The sequence below is a fragment of the Paenibacillus sp. J22R160 genome (assembly GCF_059692135.1).
Genome location: NZ_JCAUAU010000003.1, coordinates 507,184 through 523,736, shown reverse-complemented (window position 1 = coordinate 523,736; position 16,553 = coordinate 507,184). Strand labels below are relative to the sequence as shown.

16 protein-coding genes are annotated in these 16,553 nt (G+C 47.5%); 14 read left to right on the top strand and 2 right to left on the bottom strand.

Translation table 11 applies throughout. The annotated features are described in order from the left end of the window. The first annotated feature begins 109 nt into the window (after positions 1-109). On the top strand, positions 110-883 hold the full coding sequence (gene phnC, locus AC58UW_RS09415) for a phosphonate ABC transporter ATP-binding protein (RefSeq protein WP_497420415.1): 774 nt from the start codon (positions 110-112) through the stop codon (positions 881-883). Continuing rightward, positions 880-2,454 carry a phosphonate ABC transporter, permease protein PhnE gene (gene phnE / locus AC58UW_RS09410; RefSeq protein WP_497420414.1) on the top strand — a complete coding sequence of 525 codons (1,575 nt, stop codon included), beginning with the start codon at positions 880-882 and terminating at the stop codon, positions 2,452-2,454. The genes phnC and phnE overlap by 4 nt, the downstream gene beginning before the upstream one ends. A gap of 56 nt (positions 2,455-2,510) precedes the next feature. Here phnE and AC58UW_RS09405 read toward each other — a convergent pair whose 3' ends face one another. Together AC58UW_RS09405 and AC58UW_RS09400 are read right to left on the bottom strand one after the other, a co-directional pair. Then, positions 2,511-2,759, bottom strand: a complete 249-nt coding sequence (locus AC58UW_RS09405; protein ID WP_497420413.1) for a hypothetical protein — start codon at positions 2,757-2,759, stop codon at positions 2,511-2,513. 570 nt (positions 2,760-3,329) lie between these two features. Further along, positions 3,330-4,301, bottom strand: coding sequence for a phosphate/phosphite/phosphonate ABC transporter substrate-binding protein (locus AC58UW_RS09400; RefSeq protein ID WP_497420412.1), 972 nt, complete (start codon positions 4,299-4,301; stop codon positions 3,330-3,332). A gap of 152 nt (positions 4,302-4,453) precedes the next feature. Between AC58UW_RS09400 and AC58UW_RS09395 the strand changes: the two genes are divergently transcribed. The 12 genes from AC58UW_RS09395 to AC58UW_RS09340 all read left to right on the top strand — a co-directional run bounded on the left by AC58UW_RS09395 (position 4,454) and on the right by AC58UW_RS09340 (position 16,542). Next, positions 4,454-6,061 carry a bifunctional metallophosphatase/5'-nucleotidase gene (locus tag AC58UW_RS09395; RefSeq protein WP_497420411.1) on the top strand — a complete coding sequence of 536 codons (1,608 nt, stop codon included), beginning with the start codon at positions 4,454-4,456 and terminating at the stop codon, positions 6,059-6,061. A 362-nt stretch (positions 6,062-6,423) separates the two neighbouring features. Further along, a complete protein-coding gene (locus tag AC58UW_RS09390) occupies positions 6,424-7,227 on the top strand; it encodes an alpha/beta hydrolase (protein ID WP_497420410.1) in 804 nt (267 codons plus the stop codon). Continuing rightward, positions 7,224-8,012 carry a 5-oxoprolinase subunit PxpB gene (pxpB, locus tag AC58UW_RS09385; protein ID WP_497420409.1) on the top strand — a complete coding sequence of 263 codons (789 nt, stop codon included), beginning with the start codon at positions 7,224-7,226 and terminating at the stop codon, positions 8,010-8,012. Before AC58UW_RS09390 ends, pxpB begins: the two co-directional genes overlap by 4 nt. Beyond that, positions 8,002-8,988: a 5-oxoprolinase subunit C family protein gene (locus AC58UW_RS09380; protein ID WP_497420408.1), complete on the top strand. Its 987-nt coding sequence runs from the start codon at positions 8,002-8,004 to the stop codon at positions 8,986-8,988. The genes pxpB and AC58UW_RS09380 overlap by 11 nt, the downstream gene beginning before the upstream one ends. Positions 8,989-9,294: 306 nt before the next feature. Next, complete coding sequence (locus tag AC58UW_RS09375) at positions 9,295-10,056, top strand: LamB/YcsF family protein (RefSeq protein ID WP_497420407.1); 762 nt, start codon at positions 9,295-9,297, stop codon at positions 10,054-10,056. A 677-nt stretch (positions 10,057-10,733) separates the two neighbouring features. Continuing rightward, a complete protein-coding gene (locus AC58UW_RS09370; protein ID WP_127457334.1) occupies positions 10,734-11,021 on the top strand; it encodes a CD3324 family protein in 288 nt (95 codons plus the stop codon). Between the two features lie 140 nt (positions 11,022-11,161). Further along, positions 11,162-11,551 carry a gamma-glutamylcyclotransferase family protein gene (locus AC58UW_RS09365; protein ID WP_497420406.1) on the top strand — a complete coding sequence of 130 codons (390 nt, stop codon included), beginning with the start codon at positions 11,162-11,164 and terminating at the stop codon, positions 11,549-11,551. A gap of 87 nt (positions 11,552-11,638) precedes the next feature. Continuing rightward, positions 11,639-12,013 (top strand): response regulator, encoded by a 375-nt coding sequence (locus tag AC58UW_RS09360; RefSeq protein ID WP_497420405.1) that lies wholly within the window; start codon positions 11,639-11,641, stop codon positions 12,011-12,013. Between the two features lie 51 nt (positions 12,014-12,064). Beyond that, positions 12,065-13,816 (top strand): diguanylate cyclase, encoded by a 1,752-nt coding sequence (locus AC58UW_RS09355; protein WP_497420404.1) that lies wholly within the window; start codon positions 12,065-12,067, stop codon positions 13,814-13,816. 147 nt (positions 13,817-13,963) lie between these two features. Further along, a complete protein-coding gene (gene nikR / locus AC58UW_RS09350) occupies positions 13,964-14,419 on the top strand; it encodes a nickel-responsive transcriptional regulator NikR (RefSeq protein ID WP_497420403.1) in 456 nt (151 codons plus the stop codon). Positions 14,420-14,469: 50 nt separating this feature from the next. Continuing rightward, positions 14,470-14,874 carry a DUF2203 domain-containing protein gene (locus AC58UW_RS09345; RefSeq protein ID WP_497420402.1) on the top strand — a complete coding sequence of 135 codons (405 nt, stop codon included), beginning with the start codon at positions 14,470-14,472 and terminating at the stop codon, positions 14,872-14,874. A gap of 12 nt (positions 14,875-14,886) precedes the next feature. Next, complete coding sequence (locus AC58UW_RS09340) at positions 14,887-16,542, top strand: copper resistance CopC/CopD family protein (protein WP_497420401.1); 1,656 nt, start codon at positions 14,887-14,889, stop codon at positions 16,540-16,542. The last annotated feature ends 11 nt before the right edge of the window (positions 16,543-16,553 follow it).

The window sequence follows — 16,553 nt, the reverse complement described above, 5'->3', positions numbered from 1 at the left end:
TGGAATATGAATATTTTCTAAAGGTTATCATAGAAAGAAGGATTTTGCCGAAATTCGTTGAATTAGTTTGGTCTGATCTTTGATATTATTTAAAGAAAGTAGGACTTATATGATTGAGTTTAAACATATTTCCAAGGTGTATCCTAACGGAACTGTGGGTCTGAATGACATTAATTTGACTATTAAACCGGGAGAGTTTGTTGTAATCGTAGGCCTCTCAGGCGCAGGGAAATCAACTTTATTGCGTTCGATCAATCGCTTACATGAGACGACAGACGGTGAAATTTTGATAGATGGAAAGTCGATCACCAAAGCCAATGGTGCTGAATTACGTCGGATGCGCAGAGATATCGGGATGATTTTCCAAACCTTCAATCTCGTTAAGCGTTCCACGGTGCTTCGCAACGTGCTATCTGGTCGCGTTGGCTATCATTCCACATTGCGAACGGTTCTTGGTTTGTTCCCTAAACATGATATCGAGCTTTCCCTGAAAGCACTGGAAAGAGTGAATATTCGGGAGAAGGCCTATTCACGTGCCGATGAATTGTCCGGTGGTCAGCAGCAGCGTGTCTCCATCGCGAGGGCGCTTGCCCAAGAAGCCAAAATCATTTTGGCGGATGAGCCGGTAGCTTCCCTGGATCCTCTAACAACAAGACAGGTTATGGATGACCTGAAACGCATTAATACAGATCTGGGTATCACAACGGTCGTTAACCTGCACTTTATCGATCTTGCACGTGAATATGCAACGCGGATTATCGGGCTTCGTGCAGGTAAAGTCGTATACGACGGACCTGTTGCTGAAGCAACGGATGAGGTATTCTCCGAAATTTATGGCCGTGCCATTAAGAAAGATGAGCTGTTGGGGGTGCAGGAGGGATGAGTGTGACGTCTGTCAAAAGACCTCCTCGGACGAAGCTATATCTCACAGCCATCATCATGGTGCTGTTCCTGATCGGGAGCATTTACCAGACGGATGCGACGCTCACGAAGCTGGTTACGGGTACGCCGGAAATTCTCAAATTCATTGGGGAAATGTTTCCGCCGGATTGGGCCTTCTTCGCCGATATATGGAAACCGATGGCGCAAACCATCCAAATGTCCATTATTGGTACAACCGTAGGAGCTCTTTTCGCTTACCCCATGGCGCTTCTTGCCGCACGAAACGTAACAACGACGCCGTGGCTTTTTTATCCGGCTAGGCTGATCATGAATCTGCTTCGTACGATTCCCGATTTGCTGTACGCTGCACTGTTTGCGGTGTTAGTGGGTTTTGGCCCAACAGCAGGTACGCTCGCACTGATTTTCTTCACGTTCGGTATTTTGTCCAAGCTTTCCTATGAATCGACGGAAGCGATTGATCCAGGTCCTCTGGAAGCGATGACAGCCGTTGGCGCCAATAAGCTGAAGCTGATTCGTTTCGGAGTCCTTCCTCAGGTTGCACCTACGTACCTCGCTCATTTTCTATATACGTTTGAAGTCAGTATCCGCGCGTCCGCCATTCTTGGTTTGGTTGGAGCCGGTGGTATCGGCTTGCTGCTCAAAAACACGCTGGATCTGTTCCGCTACGATCAGTCTTGTGCGATTGTTATCTACACATTGCTTGTTGTTGTCATCATTGATCTAGTAAGTACTCGATTCCGTTCCTACCTGCTGAAAGGCAGCGCGAAGCCAGTGTCAGAATCTCGTGCGCTTACTTACAAAATCATAGGATGGGGCGCTGTTATCGCTTTGTTCATCTGGTCGTTGACAGGTCTGGAGTTAACAGGATTTCAACCAACGACTTGGATTTTGACGAAAGCGATGATTTCCGGTTTGTTTCATCCGGATTGGGCGTATGTCTATATTCCAGAAGGGGAAGATTTACTTCGTTCCTTGCTTGAAACGTTATCGATTTCCTACTTGGGCAACTTCGTTTCGGCGATTGTATGTTTGCCGTTTGCTTTCTGGGCTGCAGCGAATATGAGCCGTTTCCGCGCTGTTTCGGGAACAGGGAAATTGTTCCTGAGTGTTGTTCGTACGATTCCTGAAATTATTATGGCTTTGATCTTTATCAAGGCTGTAGGACCTAATGCGTATGCCGGGGTAATGGCTCTAGGATTGCACTCTGTCGGGATGCTCGGAAAGCTGTATGCTGAAGCCATTGAGAATATGGATATGGGGCCTACAGAAGCGATGACCGCCGTTGGTGCCAATATTTGGCAGCGGATGGCCTTTGCCGTCATTCCTCAAGTCATTCCAGATTTCATCTCCTATACGTTATATCGTTTCGAGATCAACGTTCGTTCAGCAACCCTGCTTGGAGTCATTGGTGCTGGAGGGATTGGTACGCCGCTGATTTTTGCGCTTAATGCGAGACAATGGCCACGTGTAGGGATTATCCTCATCGGGATTATTATTACCGTCTCAATCATTGACTACATTTCAGGATCGCTTCGTAAAAGAATCGTATAAAGCAACAGACGCCGCAGCTGCGGCGTCTGTTTTGTTATGTAAGTTCTACGTGTCTGTTACACTTGATGTGAAAGCCTCTCATGGACAACTAAGCGAAGTGAACCGCGGCGAATCTTTGATAATGCTGCAGAGCTGCTTGGCGGCTCCAAGACTTCAATCTGTTCGATTAGCTCTAGGGGAATCATGATGTTACTTATTTTCAAAAGTTGAAAGGCTGAATAGTAATTCGTAATAACTCCTCTGATCTCATCGTTGCCGCACCGGATGGAGACTTCTTTTTTGCTGCTAATAAGCTTTTCGAACATTCCAATTTCACCCCACTATGATATATGACAAGTCCAGGTAAACGTTTGTCATGCAAAAGTAAAAAAAAATTTACCGGACGTGCCACATCCATAGTATGCAAGCGTAGAAATGCGTAGAATTGAAAAAAAGAAGCGGTCACAGAAGTTCAAAAAAGAGGCTTCCCATAGTCATTAATGACTTTTGGGATTGCCTCTTTGCCTACAGAGCTAATGAATATGGCGGTTAAGATCCGCAATGATCGCAATGATGAACTAGAAACCGTTCACGCGGCACGCTATCTGACTGAACATTTAACGGGAAATTCTCCCGGTATTTCATGTAAGTCTTGGCTTAGAAAGCCTATTAACAGGAAAAACCTCCGTTAATTTGCCCCGGTAACCCTGCTACCTGACTTAATCATCCCCATTAACAGGAGAAAATCCAGTTATTCATGCTATAGTCGCGTTACTCCACGAAATAGCGGTAGTAGTTCCCGTTAAAATGAAGTGGCGCTCACAAAAATTCAAAAAAGAGGCTGTCCCTCGGTCAATTAATGACTTTCGGGAGAGCCTCTTTCATTTCGAAAAGACTTATTTTAAGCCCATTTCTTTGTTTGCATCACGAACGATATTGAAATCTGCATCATTAGCAACAACATAACCTTTGTGTGTGTAAACATCAAAAATTACTTTTTGACCTTCTGGGTCATTACCAAGTGCTAGGAAAGCGTCTTGGATTTTCTTTTTCCATGCTGCATCCATATCGGAGCGAACAGCGATCGTATCGTTAGGGATTTTATCGGAGAAAGCAAGAACTTTTGTTTGTTTGAAAATGTCCGGGTAATCTTTGATCATGTTCGTACGAATATCTTGGAATACGCCGACAGCATCAACTTGGCCGTTAAGAAGCGCGATAACCGCTTTGTCATGTCCTTGGAATTGTACGCCTGTTACGTCTTTCACTGGATCAACGCCAGCTTTTTTCAACAACAATCCTGGATAAACATAACCAGCCGCGGATGTAACACCTTGCCAGCCCATTTTCTTGCCTTTCAAATCAGCAACGGATTTGATCGGAGAATCTGCTTTAACAAGGATCTCGGATTTATAGAAATTCACGAGGTCTTTCGTTGGTTGGCCTGTTGCATCGTCAACCCCGAAACGTGTCGCTTGTGCAAGCAGATCAGCCGCTTTGCGGTTATCGTGGGCAACTACATAGTTACTTGGAGGCAAGAAGCCAACATCAACTTGTTTGGAAGCCATTGCTTCGATTACAACGTTATAGTCAGTTGAAACGGAAACTTTAACCGGGATACCCAGCTTGTCCCCGAGAAGTTTTTCAAGTGGTTTTGCTTTCGCTTCAAGTGTCTCAGCATTTTGGGAAGGAACGAATTGAACTTTCAATTCTTTTGGAACAAAGCCCGTTGCCGCTGCTGGACTAGCTGAAGCTGCTGCTGCACCAGCTGAAGCTGATGGAGCCGGTGTTTCTTTCTTTGCGCAGCCAGCAAGTAGACCTGTAGCAACAACCATCATGGAAAGGGTAATAACTGTTAATTTTTTCATTTCTTTTTTGACCTCCGTTTAAATTAATTTGCTATTTATCTAAGGTGTAATATAACATTAACATAAAGGATATGGAAGATAGTGTGAAGTATTTGTTAAACTGCCAATAGTTATGTAAGGAATTACAAAATAAAAGTTGTGGAGTGGGGAACTTGACTCAACCTGGTAAGGTGCTCAAAAGTACATTAACCATACTGGAAACAAGCGATTTACATGGCAATATGCTGCCTTTGCATTACGCGAATAACTTGCCCAATGAAGTAGGTTTAGCCAAAATAGCAACATTGGTAGCAGAGGAACGGAAGAAGGAAGCCAATGTCATTGTAATCGATAACGGGGACCTAATTCAAGGCACTCCCCTCGCCTACCATCATGCTAGATTGGATAACGAGCCAATGGACCCGATGGTCCTTGGACTCAACTATATCGGCTATGATGCTGCTGTCATCGGGAATCATGAGTTTAATTATGGTCTTGATGTGCTTGGTAAAGCGGTCAAGGAGTCTGAGTTCCCATGGTTGTGCGCAAGCATTGTAAACGCAGAAAGTGGAGAGCCTTTCATAGGGAAGCCATACATCGTCAAGGAACTCCCTGAAGGTGTACGTATCGGAATTTTGGGTTTGACGACGCCATATATTCCAAATTGGGAAAATCCTGCGCATATCGCAGGTTTGCAGTTTGTGGATGCTGTAGAAGCAGCCCACAAGTGGGTGAAAGTGCTAAAGGAAGAGGAGCAAGCGGATGTCGTTGTGGTCTCTTATCATGGCGGTTTCGAAAGGCATCTGGAGACAGGGGAAAGGACTGAACCTTTGACAGGTGAAAATCAAGGCTATCAGCTTTGTATGGAAGTCGAAGGGATGGATGTGCTCCTGACAGGGCATCAGCACCGGAGCATTGCAGGACAAGCCATCAATGGCGTTATTGTTGTTCAACCGGGTACGGCTGGCGTTACGCTTGGGAAAGTGAAGCTGGAGCTTTCGATGGTTGAAGGCAAATGGCGGATCGACAACAAGACATCAGAGTTGCTCTCGGTAACGGGAATTGAAGCGGATAAGCAGCTCGTAAGGCTTGTAGGTACATATGAAGCCAAAACACAAGAGTGGCTGGATCAACCAATCGGTAAGCTCACAGGCGATATGCTCGTGAAAGATCCGATGCAGACTCGCTTAAAAGACAGCGCATTGATCGAATTCATCAATCGAGTTCAGATGGAGCTGTCCGGAGCATCTATTTCGAACACTGCTTTGTTTGATAACGTGTCGCCAGGCTTTCCTTCCGATATTACGATGAGAGACATCGTATCCAACTACATTTACCCGAATACATTGAAAGTAATTCGGATTTCCGGACAAGACATCAAGGACGCCTTGGAACAGTCCGCGGAATATTTTGAGTTGACAACCGAAGGGGAAGTTCAAGTCAGCAGCAAGTATAGAGAGCCGAAACCGCAGCATTACAACTATGATATGTGGGAAGGCATTACGTATAAATTGAACATTTCCCGTCCGATGGGAGATCGAGTCATACAGCTCGATTATGAGGGGAAGCCGCTGGACCTTGACGCATCCTACGATGTAGTTATGAATAATTACCGAGCTGCTGGCGGAGGGAACTACGCCATGTTCCAGGATAAGCCGGTCATTAAGGATATTCCGACGGATGTCGCGGAGCTGCTTGCCGGATATATTATGGAGCGGGGCACGATTGAAGCTAGCGTGAATAGGAATTGGGAAGTCATCTGGGATACGGAGCGGAAGTAACAAGTGAAAGGCGGTGCAGGGTTATCCTGTACCGCCTTTTTTTGACTGATGATTAATTGAAATCGTATTCGGTGGAACTGTGGTCCCTTATTTTGTAGGAAATCGGATATACAGCAAGTCGGGGGAACTATGATCCCTTATTTAGCCGAATTTAGGCGAGCTGCGCCGATCTAATGGCAGATAAGGCCCTGTAGTTCCGCAATACCCCGGAAATCAGATGATTACGCTGAATTAGCGCCCTGTAGTTCCCTTTCCACATAAGAGTCGAGGCGTTTTCTTGTTTTTTTGTAAAATCCTACCTATGCGAACTAGGGGGGATTCGATATGATTAGCATAGCACATAAATGAAGGAGGGTTCTTGAGTGAATACCGCAACCACTATTGAATTATGGCCCGGAGCATCCAAGGATAGCATCGGTGAAGAAAACCAAGGATGTCCGAGCTTGAGTTTGTATCTTGTAGCAAGCGAAGGCTTGAGCTCTGCCGTTATAGTATGTCCCGGAGGCGGCTACGGTAGGCGCGCGCCTCATGAAGGGGAGCCCGTTGCAGAATGGCTCAATGGACTTGGGATTTCAGCCTTTGTTTTAAACTATCGGGTAGCTCCATATGAACATCCGGTTCCACTCCAAGATGCCCAAAGAGCGATTCGAACGGTAAGACATCATGCTCAGCAATGGGGGATTGACCCGAACCGGCTGGGCATTCTTGGTTTCTCTGCAGGCGGACATCTGGCTTCCTCGGCGGGTACATTATTCGATGCTGGGAACCGAGACGCAGCGGATCCTATCGAAAGACAAAGCAGCCGTCCGGATGCTTTAATCCTTTGTTATCCAGTTATATCCTTGTACGAATACGGACATGTGGGTTCCAAACGGAATTTGTTAGGCGAGGCACCAGATGCAAAGCTGGTTACCCTGTTATCCACAGAGAAACAAGTGTCGTCCGACACACCGCCGACTTTTCTCTGGCATACCGCGGACGATGCTGCCGTTCCCGTAGAGAACAGCTTGCTTTTTGCTGGGGCGCTTAGCCGTCATAAAGTGCCGTATGATCTGCATGTATTTGAGAGTGGACGGCATGGTATTGGTATGGCTAGTGATCATGATGAAGCCTATTTGTGGCCTGAACTTTGCGCAAATTGGCTGAAAAAGCAGAAGTTTGCATGACAAAGCTCCATTACGCATGGCATCACCTTGGAGATTCGGCCATCGTACTTACATTGGGCACGAGCATCGAGCTGTCCACCCTTGATTTGGTACGGCAAGTAACAGCTTATCTGGAGAAGCATCCTTTTGCAGGTTTTATAGAAATGGTACCCGCCTACACGACAATCACGATTTATTATGATCCGGTCGCGGTTTATCAGCACTTTTCGGAAGCGGAGGTTCATCGCAAACACGAGCATCCTGCTGGAGAGAACTATTTGCTTCCTTGCGGCAAAGTACTTCAACATCTTCATCAGTGCTTAGACGGATTCGAATTCGAAAATGAGAAACAACTCCATCAGACGGAGGAGCTTATCGAAATTCCCGTTTGTTATGGTGGGGAGTTTGGTCCTGATCTTGCGGAAGTTGCGGCTTATCACAGTCTGAATGTGGAAAAAATAGTCGCGCTGCATACTGCACCAATCTATCCGGTGTATATGATTGGTTTTGCTCCAGGTTTCCCATATCTGGGCGGATTGGATGAGCGGTTGACTACGCCAAGAAAAGCGGTGCCTCGGCCCCGTATTCCGGCGGGTTCGGTAGGGATTGGCGGCGCACAAACCGGCATTTATCCGTTTGAAACACCAGGCGGGTGGAATTTAATCGGCCGGACGCCGCTTGCTTTATTTCAGCCGCAATCCGCTTCTCCGTCATTATTGCAGGTAGGAGATCGGGTGAAATTCGTCGCCATCACGCCGGAGCAGTTCCATTCTACCGTTGAAAGGAACCAGGGATATGGGCTTTAAAATCATCAAACCGGGAATGCTGTCGATCCTGCAGGATCAAGGGCGTTATGGATACCGCAAATATGGCGTGATTGCATCGGGTCCTATGGACTTTTTTGCCCATCGAGCAGCTAATATCCTTGTAGGGAATACGGCCGATGCTGCTGTTTTAGAAATAACGCTGAACGGACCTAGCATGGTCGCGCAGTTAGATATGCTGATAGCCCTTTGTGGAGCTGATCTAGAGGCGGATGTGGAAGGCAGGAGAGTGCCATTATGGCGATCTTTTCTCATCCAAAAAGGGGAACAGCTGAACTTCCGCTATGCGGTGAAGGGATGTAGAGCCTATTTAGCCGTGAATGGGGGCTTTGCGGCAAATGTTAGCATGGGCAGCACAAGCACTTATCTGCGAGCTGGGATAGGCGGTCATGAAGGCAGGGCGCTTCAAGCGGGAGATGAACTGAAGCTAAGCAATGCCAGGAAAGCAGCCGCGAACATTGGCAACCAGTCTCTTTCAGGTGCCGTGACTCCTTTTATTCGTCCGAATTACGAAGACAACCCTGTTGTGGGCATTGTGTGGGGCAAGGAAGCTGACCATGTTGCGAAATCGGTTAAAGCGAAGTTCCTGACTCGGAGCTTCACGGTCACACCACAATCGGACCGGATGGGGTATCGACTGGAAGGAAAACCTCTTTCGTTGAAACGCGGTATCTCCCACGAGATGATCTCGGAAGCTGTTGTCCCAGGGACGATTCAGGTGCCACCTAGCGGTCAGCCTATTCTTTTACTGGCTGATTGCCAGACAACAGGCGGCTATCCGCGAATTGCCCATGTCATCACGGCCCATCTGCCGCTAATCGCTCAAGTGAAACCTGGGGGCAAGCTGCGTTTTCGCGAGGTTAGCTTGAGGGAGGCTCAGGAGCAGCTTTTACTGCAAGCTATGGATATGCGGTTGTTGGAAGCTGGCGTGCTGGCTTGGTTTAAGGATCGTGGGTGAATGGGTGAGGAGGTAGGGGACTGGGGTCGAGAGATGAGATTAGTGAGCGGAGAGCAGAGATCAGAGAGCAGAGGGCGGAGAACGGAGAGCAGAGAGCAGAGAGCAGAGAGCAGAGAGCAGAGAGCAGAGAGCAGAGATGAGACTAGAGAGCAGAGAGCGAAGAGCAGAGAGCGAAGAGCAGAGATGAGACTAGAGAGCATAGATCAGAAACCAGAAACCAGAAACCAGAAACCAGAAACCAGAAACCAGAAACCAGAGAGCAGATAAGAGATAATTGGATTTACGGAAGGTGATGGGAGAGTGAACATGCTGCGTATAGATTTGAATTGCGACATGGGCGAAGGCTTCGGCGCTTATCGCCTCGGACGCGACGAGGAGCTGCTCGACTTCGTCAGCTCCGCCAACATCGCCTGCGGGTTTCACGCAGGCGATCCAGCCACCATGCGCAGCACCGTGCAGCTGTGCATGCGCAAAGGCGTTGCGATCGGGGCCCATCCGGGCCTCCCTGATCTGCAGGGCTTTGGCCGACGCGAGATATCCATCTCGCCGGCCGAGGCTTACGAGCTGACGTTGTATCAGCTCGGGGCGCTGCAGGCGTTCGTCCACGCCGAAGGCGGACACCTGCAGCACGTCAAGCCGCATGGAGCGCTCTATCACATGGCGGCTAAGCGCCATGATCTCGCCGCGGCCATTGCGGCTGCGACACGCAGCGTCAGCGCGGAGCTGACGCTGTTCGGCCCGCCCGGCAGCGAGCTGCTGCGGGCGGGCGCCGCCGCGGGGCTGCGGACCGCGAGCGAAGCTTTCGCGGACCGCACCTACCAGCGGGACGGCACGCTGACGCCCCGGGATCAGCCCGGGGCGCTGCTGGAGAGCGCCGCGGATGCAGCGGCGCAGGTCGTGCGCCTCGTCCGCGAGGGGAAGGTCCTCTCCCAGGAGGGGGAGGACCTGAGCATGCGCGCGGACACGATCTGTATCCACGGCGACGGTGCTCACGCCGTGGAGTTTGCGCGCGATATCCGCGCGCTGCTGAACCACAGCGGCATCGCAGTTATGGCGCTGGGGGATTGACCCCTGTGCCCTGTGCCACTGCCCTGTGTCAGTGCCCAGCTATCTGTCCGACCTCACCCCACCTTCCCTCACAATACACCCGCCTAGGAAAGAATCCTTATAATGATTCTTTCACTTGAGAACGGGCAAGCATTATGAGTAAATAGAGAGGTAGCCGGCCAGCTAATAACTTCGGAAAGGAGTGATCAAGGTGATTACAACAAAAGCGGAGGTGATCTCTGCGTAAGCAGAGGTCATCGTTACAACCGGGGGCCCGCTGGGCTCCCGCATATTTTTAACTTACGAGTAGACAGCGAGAAGCTTTTTACATATAATGAGAATTGTGAACACGAAGTGAACACACAGGCAACACAGGAGAGACTTAGCTCTCCAACCCCAGTAATAAAATTCCAATATTAGGTGAAAGGAGTGTTTTTTAATGAACACAATGACAATGACAGTAGCGATGAGTGTTGCGGCCGCCGCAGAGGTAATCGTCTCCTAACTGAATATCATTCGTGGAATAACCGTTCACCTGAATTTGTATAATTGCATATACAACCGACAGGCACGATTATGGTCGTGTTTTTTTTATTCCATTTTGATAAGAATGGTATGAGGTTTAGGGGCGATGAGATTACTCTCTGCAAATCCGAACAAAGTTTAATCTTTGCGACAATTTGAGGAGGTTTTCATCCATGAGTTACAAGAACGGGAAAGACGTTCTTCCCCCTAACCTATTAAAACAATTACAAGAATATATCCAAGGTGAAATCGTATATATCCCTAAGAAAGAGCAGAAACGCGCTGGATGGGGAGAAAATAACGGAACACGCATTATCATCGAGCGTAGAAATCAAGAAATTTTCCGGTTGTACCAAACGGGCTCCACGGTGATGGAGTTAATCAAGGTCTTTCATCTATCGGAAGACAGTATCCGCAAAATTATTGTGAAAACGCGCGAATTAACAGCTAATCAAGCATAGAAGCAGCATCCATTGCGATGTTGCTTTTTTTCTTTGCGCAGAATTGTAAAAGGTTGGATGTTTTCAAAAAGGGATCAGGGAGATGGCTAGCGAATTTAACATGAATATGGCAATTACATAATTCGACAGGAGGAGTTTTCATGGTATCTGTATTCGTCTACGGCACATTGCTTGTTGGAGAGGGTAACCACTTCGTAGCTGCTCCTTATGTACAATCTGTGCAATCGGGCACGATTTTTGGACGTTTATTTGATGTTGGGCCCTACCCTGCACTCTTGCTAACGGAAGACAATGCGGAGCAGCGCGTTGTTGGAGAATGGTTGGAAGTGACGGAAGAAGGCTTGCGAGCGATGGATGTCCTGGAAGGTTATTATGGTCCCGGCGCCTCCGATAATGAATATGACCGCGTTTGGATCCGAGATGTGGGCGGGCAGCGTGAAGGTTGGGTTTATATCTACCCCTCCGTGGAGGGGCTTAAAGAAATTAATGGCTCATCATGGAAAGAATATGACGCTGGGCGAAGTTTGTAATATATTTTGACTTATTTCGACAAATTCCTATCCTGCCTATGAGCATAATGCTATAATTAAAGTCATATTTTAATAGAGGAGACCCTTATGTCTGTTTATAAAATATTGCTGGCCGACGACGAGCTTGCACTCCGCTTTTTACTTACAGAAACGCTATCGGATGAAGGGTATGAAATCACGGAAGTGGAAGACGGTCAGCAAGCCATCGAACAGCTTCAGAAGGAATCGTTTGATCTGGTTATTCTTGATTATATGATGCCAGAACGTACAGGTGTTGAGGTATGTGAGTGGCTTCGTCAGAGCGATAACACCAATCGGGAGCTGCCTGTTATTCTTTTAACAGCTAAAGCCTTGGATAAAGATAAAGAGAAAGCCAAAGCTGCAGGCGTCACCACCTACATTGTTAAACCATTCAGCCCGCTTCAACTGCTAGATACAGTAGGACACTTATTAGAGAGTTGATTCGAAACCTATAGATAATAATTTTATTTGTAAAAAGGGTGATTGTCCGTCATGCATAATACGAATCTAGAGCCCAAGAGCTCCAGGTCAGAATCGGATAAAGATGCAAGAATTCTAAGACAAGGCAGAAAACTGTTCATTCGCGAGTTTGAAAAGCAGCTGAAGGAGCTTGAAGCTCTGCTTGATGCCATTCGCGCTGTGACGGCAGTAGAGGACTTGAATCGGTTCTATCGCATTATCCATACGCTGAAAGGCAGTGCGCCGATTTTTGGATATAACAGGATTGGCAGGCTGGCGGAGGAGTTGGTGCGCCTATGGGAATGGACGCAAGACATCGATCAGGAGCAGAATACTTCCTTAGCATCGACGAACCCGGTTCAAGAAAACGCAGACCGAAGCCTCAGACTCCTTCGTGATATGAACATGGAATACGATATCGGCCTAACGGAGATCCAGATGGACGAGCAGAAGGATCCCACCGGAGATTCTATGCTTCGAACTTTGAAGAGCCGGTTGCTGCTTGTTGATGATGACGAAGTGCTGCGTTCGTATTTGACCCGGCGCCTTCAGCTTGATGATTGTATTGTTGATGAGGCCTCCGATGTAGAGTCGGCTATTAAATTATTGCGTACGCATACTTATGATCTTGTGACTTTAGATCTCATGATGCATCCGCAATCGGGGTATGAGCTGTTTGAATTTCTCAAAGAAGATCCAACGTTGAAATGGCTGCCTCTCATTGTTTTGTCAGGGCGCAATGATTTGAACGATAAAGTTCGCTGCTTCCATCTAGGGGCTGATGATTATGTGACCAAGCCTTTTCAGTACGAAGAACTAGCCGCTAGAATTTATGGTTTGCTCAAAAGGACGAAAAATTTCGAGCAGCTGGCCTTCCGTGATCCGCTTACCGGCGTGTTCAACCGGCGATATTTTGATCTTCAGATTGGTATGGAACTGCAGCGGATTGAACGGTATCCAGCACCGATATCGCTTGTATTTATTGATATTGATTATTTTAAGAAAGTCAATGACACATATGGTCACCACGTGGGAGATTTGGTGCTGCAAGGCTTAGCTCATCTTCTGCAAACCAATTTGCGCTCAACCGATTTACTAGCCCGTTTTGGCGGTGAAGAGTTCGTGATTGCCCTTCCGAACACATCCTTAGAGCAGGCGCACTCAACTATGCAGAACATTCTGCATATAATTAGCTCTAATCCGGTTGCCCAATATGAGGGAAAACCTTTCTCGATCACGTTCTCTGCAGGAGTTGCCGAGTGGCAAGAAGGGTTGTCCGTGGCAGATTGGGTTTCTAAGGCAGACGAAGCGATGTATCAAGCCAAACAACAAGGCCGGAACCGGGTAATCTGTGCTTCTACAGAAAAAGAGAGCGACCCAAACAAATCGGCTGCACTGCCACTTCCTGAGAAGAAAAATTTGCTGATCGTTGACGATGATCCGATATTAAGGGCGATTCTAACTTCTCATTTGGAGCACTTGCCGATTGCCATCACACATGCTTCCGATGGTGAAGAGGCGCTCAGCTTGCTGCAGGAGAAGAGCTATCATGCGTGTATTCTGGATGGCATGATGCCTAGGTTGGACGGATTTTCCTTGTTGGATCAGATCAAGAAGGATGATCGCTTAGCGAATGCGAACATGAAGGTGCTTATGCTTTCAGGCAAGAAGAAGGAAGACGATATGCTCAAAGGCTATCAGATGGGCGCTGACGACTATATGACGAAACCTTTCTCACTCGTTGAGCTGGAAGTTCGTGTGAAAAAATTAATGAACTTTATCTAACAAGTAAGGGAGCTGGACTTATGTCCGCTCTCTTTTGCTGTTCTTATCATTTTCGCATAGAATAGGGGCAACACATTTTGCGACACCACCACTTTCTGGTAGAGTATGGTTAGAGGACAAGGTTTAGTTAGAAAGGAGCGTGATCCCATGTCGGAGAAAGAAACGCTTGTACGTTTTGGCATCTCTATGCCGCAATCGTTAATTGAGCAATATGATCGGCTTATTGCCATCCAGGGCTATAACAACCGCTCTGAAGCGATCCGAGATCTCACACGCAAAGCGTTGTTAACCTCCAGCAGCATGCAGTTGGACGAAACGGTAGCCGGAACCATCGTGATGGTATATGACCATCATATTAGCGATCTGCCCATTACGTTGATGGAGCTGCAGCACGAATATCACCATGCCATTATTTCAACGATGCATATTCATTTAAATCATCAGCAATGCTTGGAAATATTAGTTGTTAGGGGCAAGGTACAGAAGCTGAGAGAACTGCAGCAGCGGATTCAAGTGCTTAAAGGTGTCGGATATGCCGAGTTGTCTGTGACTCATGTGGAAGAGCATGGACCCTCGCACGAGCACCCGCATGCTCATGCGTAGAATTCGAAGTTGCACTCATTTTTTGTTAAAATTAGGCATGGAGGTGCGAGATGTCTGATAAAAAATATTTTAGCTTGGAAGAAGCGAATGAAATGCTTCCGTTGGTCGATCAGGAGTTAAAGAAAATGCAAATTCTGAAGCGAGCTTTTGAGGAGAAATACACAGAGCTTCGCGGGAAGAAAAACGAGTTGGCCGAGAAACCAAGCGCGGAAAAGGATCCGTTTTTTATGCAAGAAGCTGAACTCGAATTTATGCAAATCGAAGCGCGCGGGCTGATTCAGCATTTTCAGCAAACGGGTATCGAGCTTAAGGATATAGAAACAGGTCTTGTGGATTTTCCGTCGATGTTCAGGGGTCAGGAAGTACTGCTTTGTTGGAAACAAGGAGAGGATAAGATCCGTTATTACCACGGCAAAGAAGATGGTTTTGCCGGACGTAAACCCATAACGGATTAGAGGAACTTATCTATGTATAAAGAGAAACAACATGTTCGTCAGCGGTTTTGGTTCTTGCCTGCTGTTTTTTTGTGTATATTATCTATGATGCTCTTAAGCTCATTCGTCGCCCCACAATCTGTTTCTGCTCATGCATCACTGGTACAGGCAATTCCGGAATCGGGCGCTAAGCTGGAAAGCTCTCCGCCCCAGATCGCGATTACCTTCAATGAACCCTTAGATGCTGGGCTCTTTTATATCAAAGTTTTTAATCATGACGGCGACGAAATGACAAGCAATAAAGCTTATTTGAACAAAGAGCAAACAGGTGTGCTCCTTGATCTGCCTAAGCTGACCGAGGGCGTTTATTTAGTTAGCTATCATGTCATTTCGGCTGACGGCCACCCTGTTGGCGGAAGCTACCCTCTGACGATCGGCAATCCGCCGCAAGAAGATACGCTAGATCTTCCTTCAGCCCATGCTAATCACGAGCACGGTTCAGGCCCGCTAACGACGAAGGTTCTACTGCAGTATGCGTCTCGCGGGCTATGGTATCTCATGCTGCTCGTTTTGACAGGATGGGTCATATGGTTAAGAATGCTACGTACGGATAGCGGCAAAGAAACAAGAAAATCTTTATCTTCATGGACGCTGAATTTGCAGCGTGCTCAACTCGTTGCACTCCTCCTGCTTATATTTACTCATATCGAGGATTTACTAGGCGGCGGCGGTGTGGAAGAAATAGCGAAGCTTTTTAGTGCGACGAATATCGGGATATCCTGGCTGATTCTACTGGCTCTATCTTTCCTTGGGTTCGTCCTTATCGGTAGATGGGCATGGTTAGACTGGATATGGCCATTAGGCTTGCTGGCGGCCAAAAGCTTTAGCGGCCATGCGGCATCCTTTTCACCAGTGTGGGCGACGATCGGGCTCGATTGGATTCATTTGGCGGGTGCAGCCATGTGGGTGGGCGGCTTAGTCCTTCTCTACGCGAAGTGGCGTCAGAAGAACAGTGACCTTGCCACGTACATGCGACAATTTTCGAATATGGCTCTAATTTCCATCGTCGTGCTCGCGATATCCGGGTCTTTATCTGTGTTGTTATTCCTACCTAATTTGCACTATCTGCTATATTCCGGATGGGGGATCTTGCTGCTAGTGAAGGTTGGCGCAGTTATTCTCGTCGTGCTTACAGCATTTGTTATCCGTCTCATGATGCGCAAGAAGAAGGCTGTTCAATCCTTCCTATGGGTAAGGGTGGATTTAACGCTTATGGTGATCATTGTGCTGCTGGTGGGCATCATCACTTATGTAGCGCCAATTCCGGCCAACGAGCCGCTGCAGTGGCATCAAATGGGAGATAAAGTCCATGTATCTGCGGATATTACACCGAAAATCCAAGGGACCAACTCTTTCACGGCCAAAGTATTCCTTCCCGAAAATTCAGGGAAACCGAAGCAGGTTCTTATGATTCTTCATTATCTGGATGACAAAGAGATCGCTCCGATTGCAGTGCCGATAACGGCTTATGAGGATAAGGAAGAAGAGGAGTCATACGGCTTTGCCAAGTTCAGCTATCGAGCGGAGGGTGCCTATCTTCCATTCAGAGGGAACTGGGAACTGGAAATGCGTGTGATGGATTCAGAGGATAATGAAACGGTGTACAGTAAAGAATTCATCGTCTACTAACACATTGACCG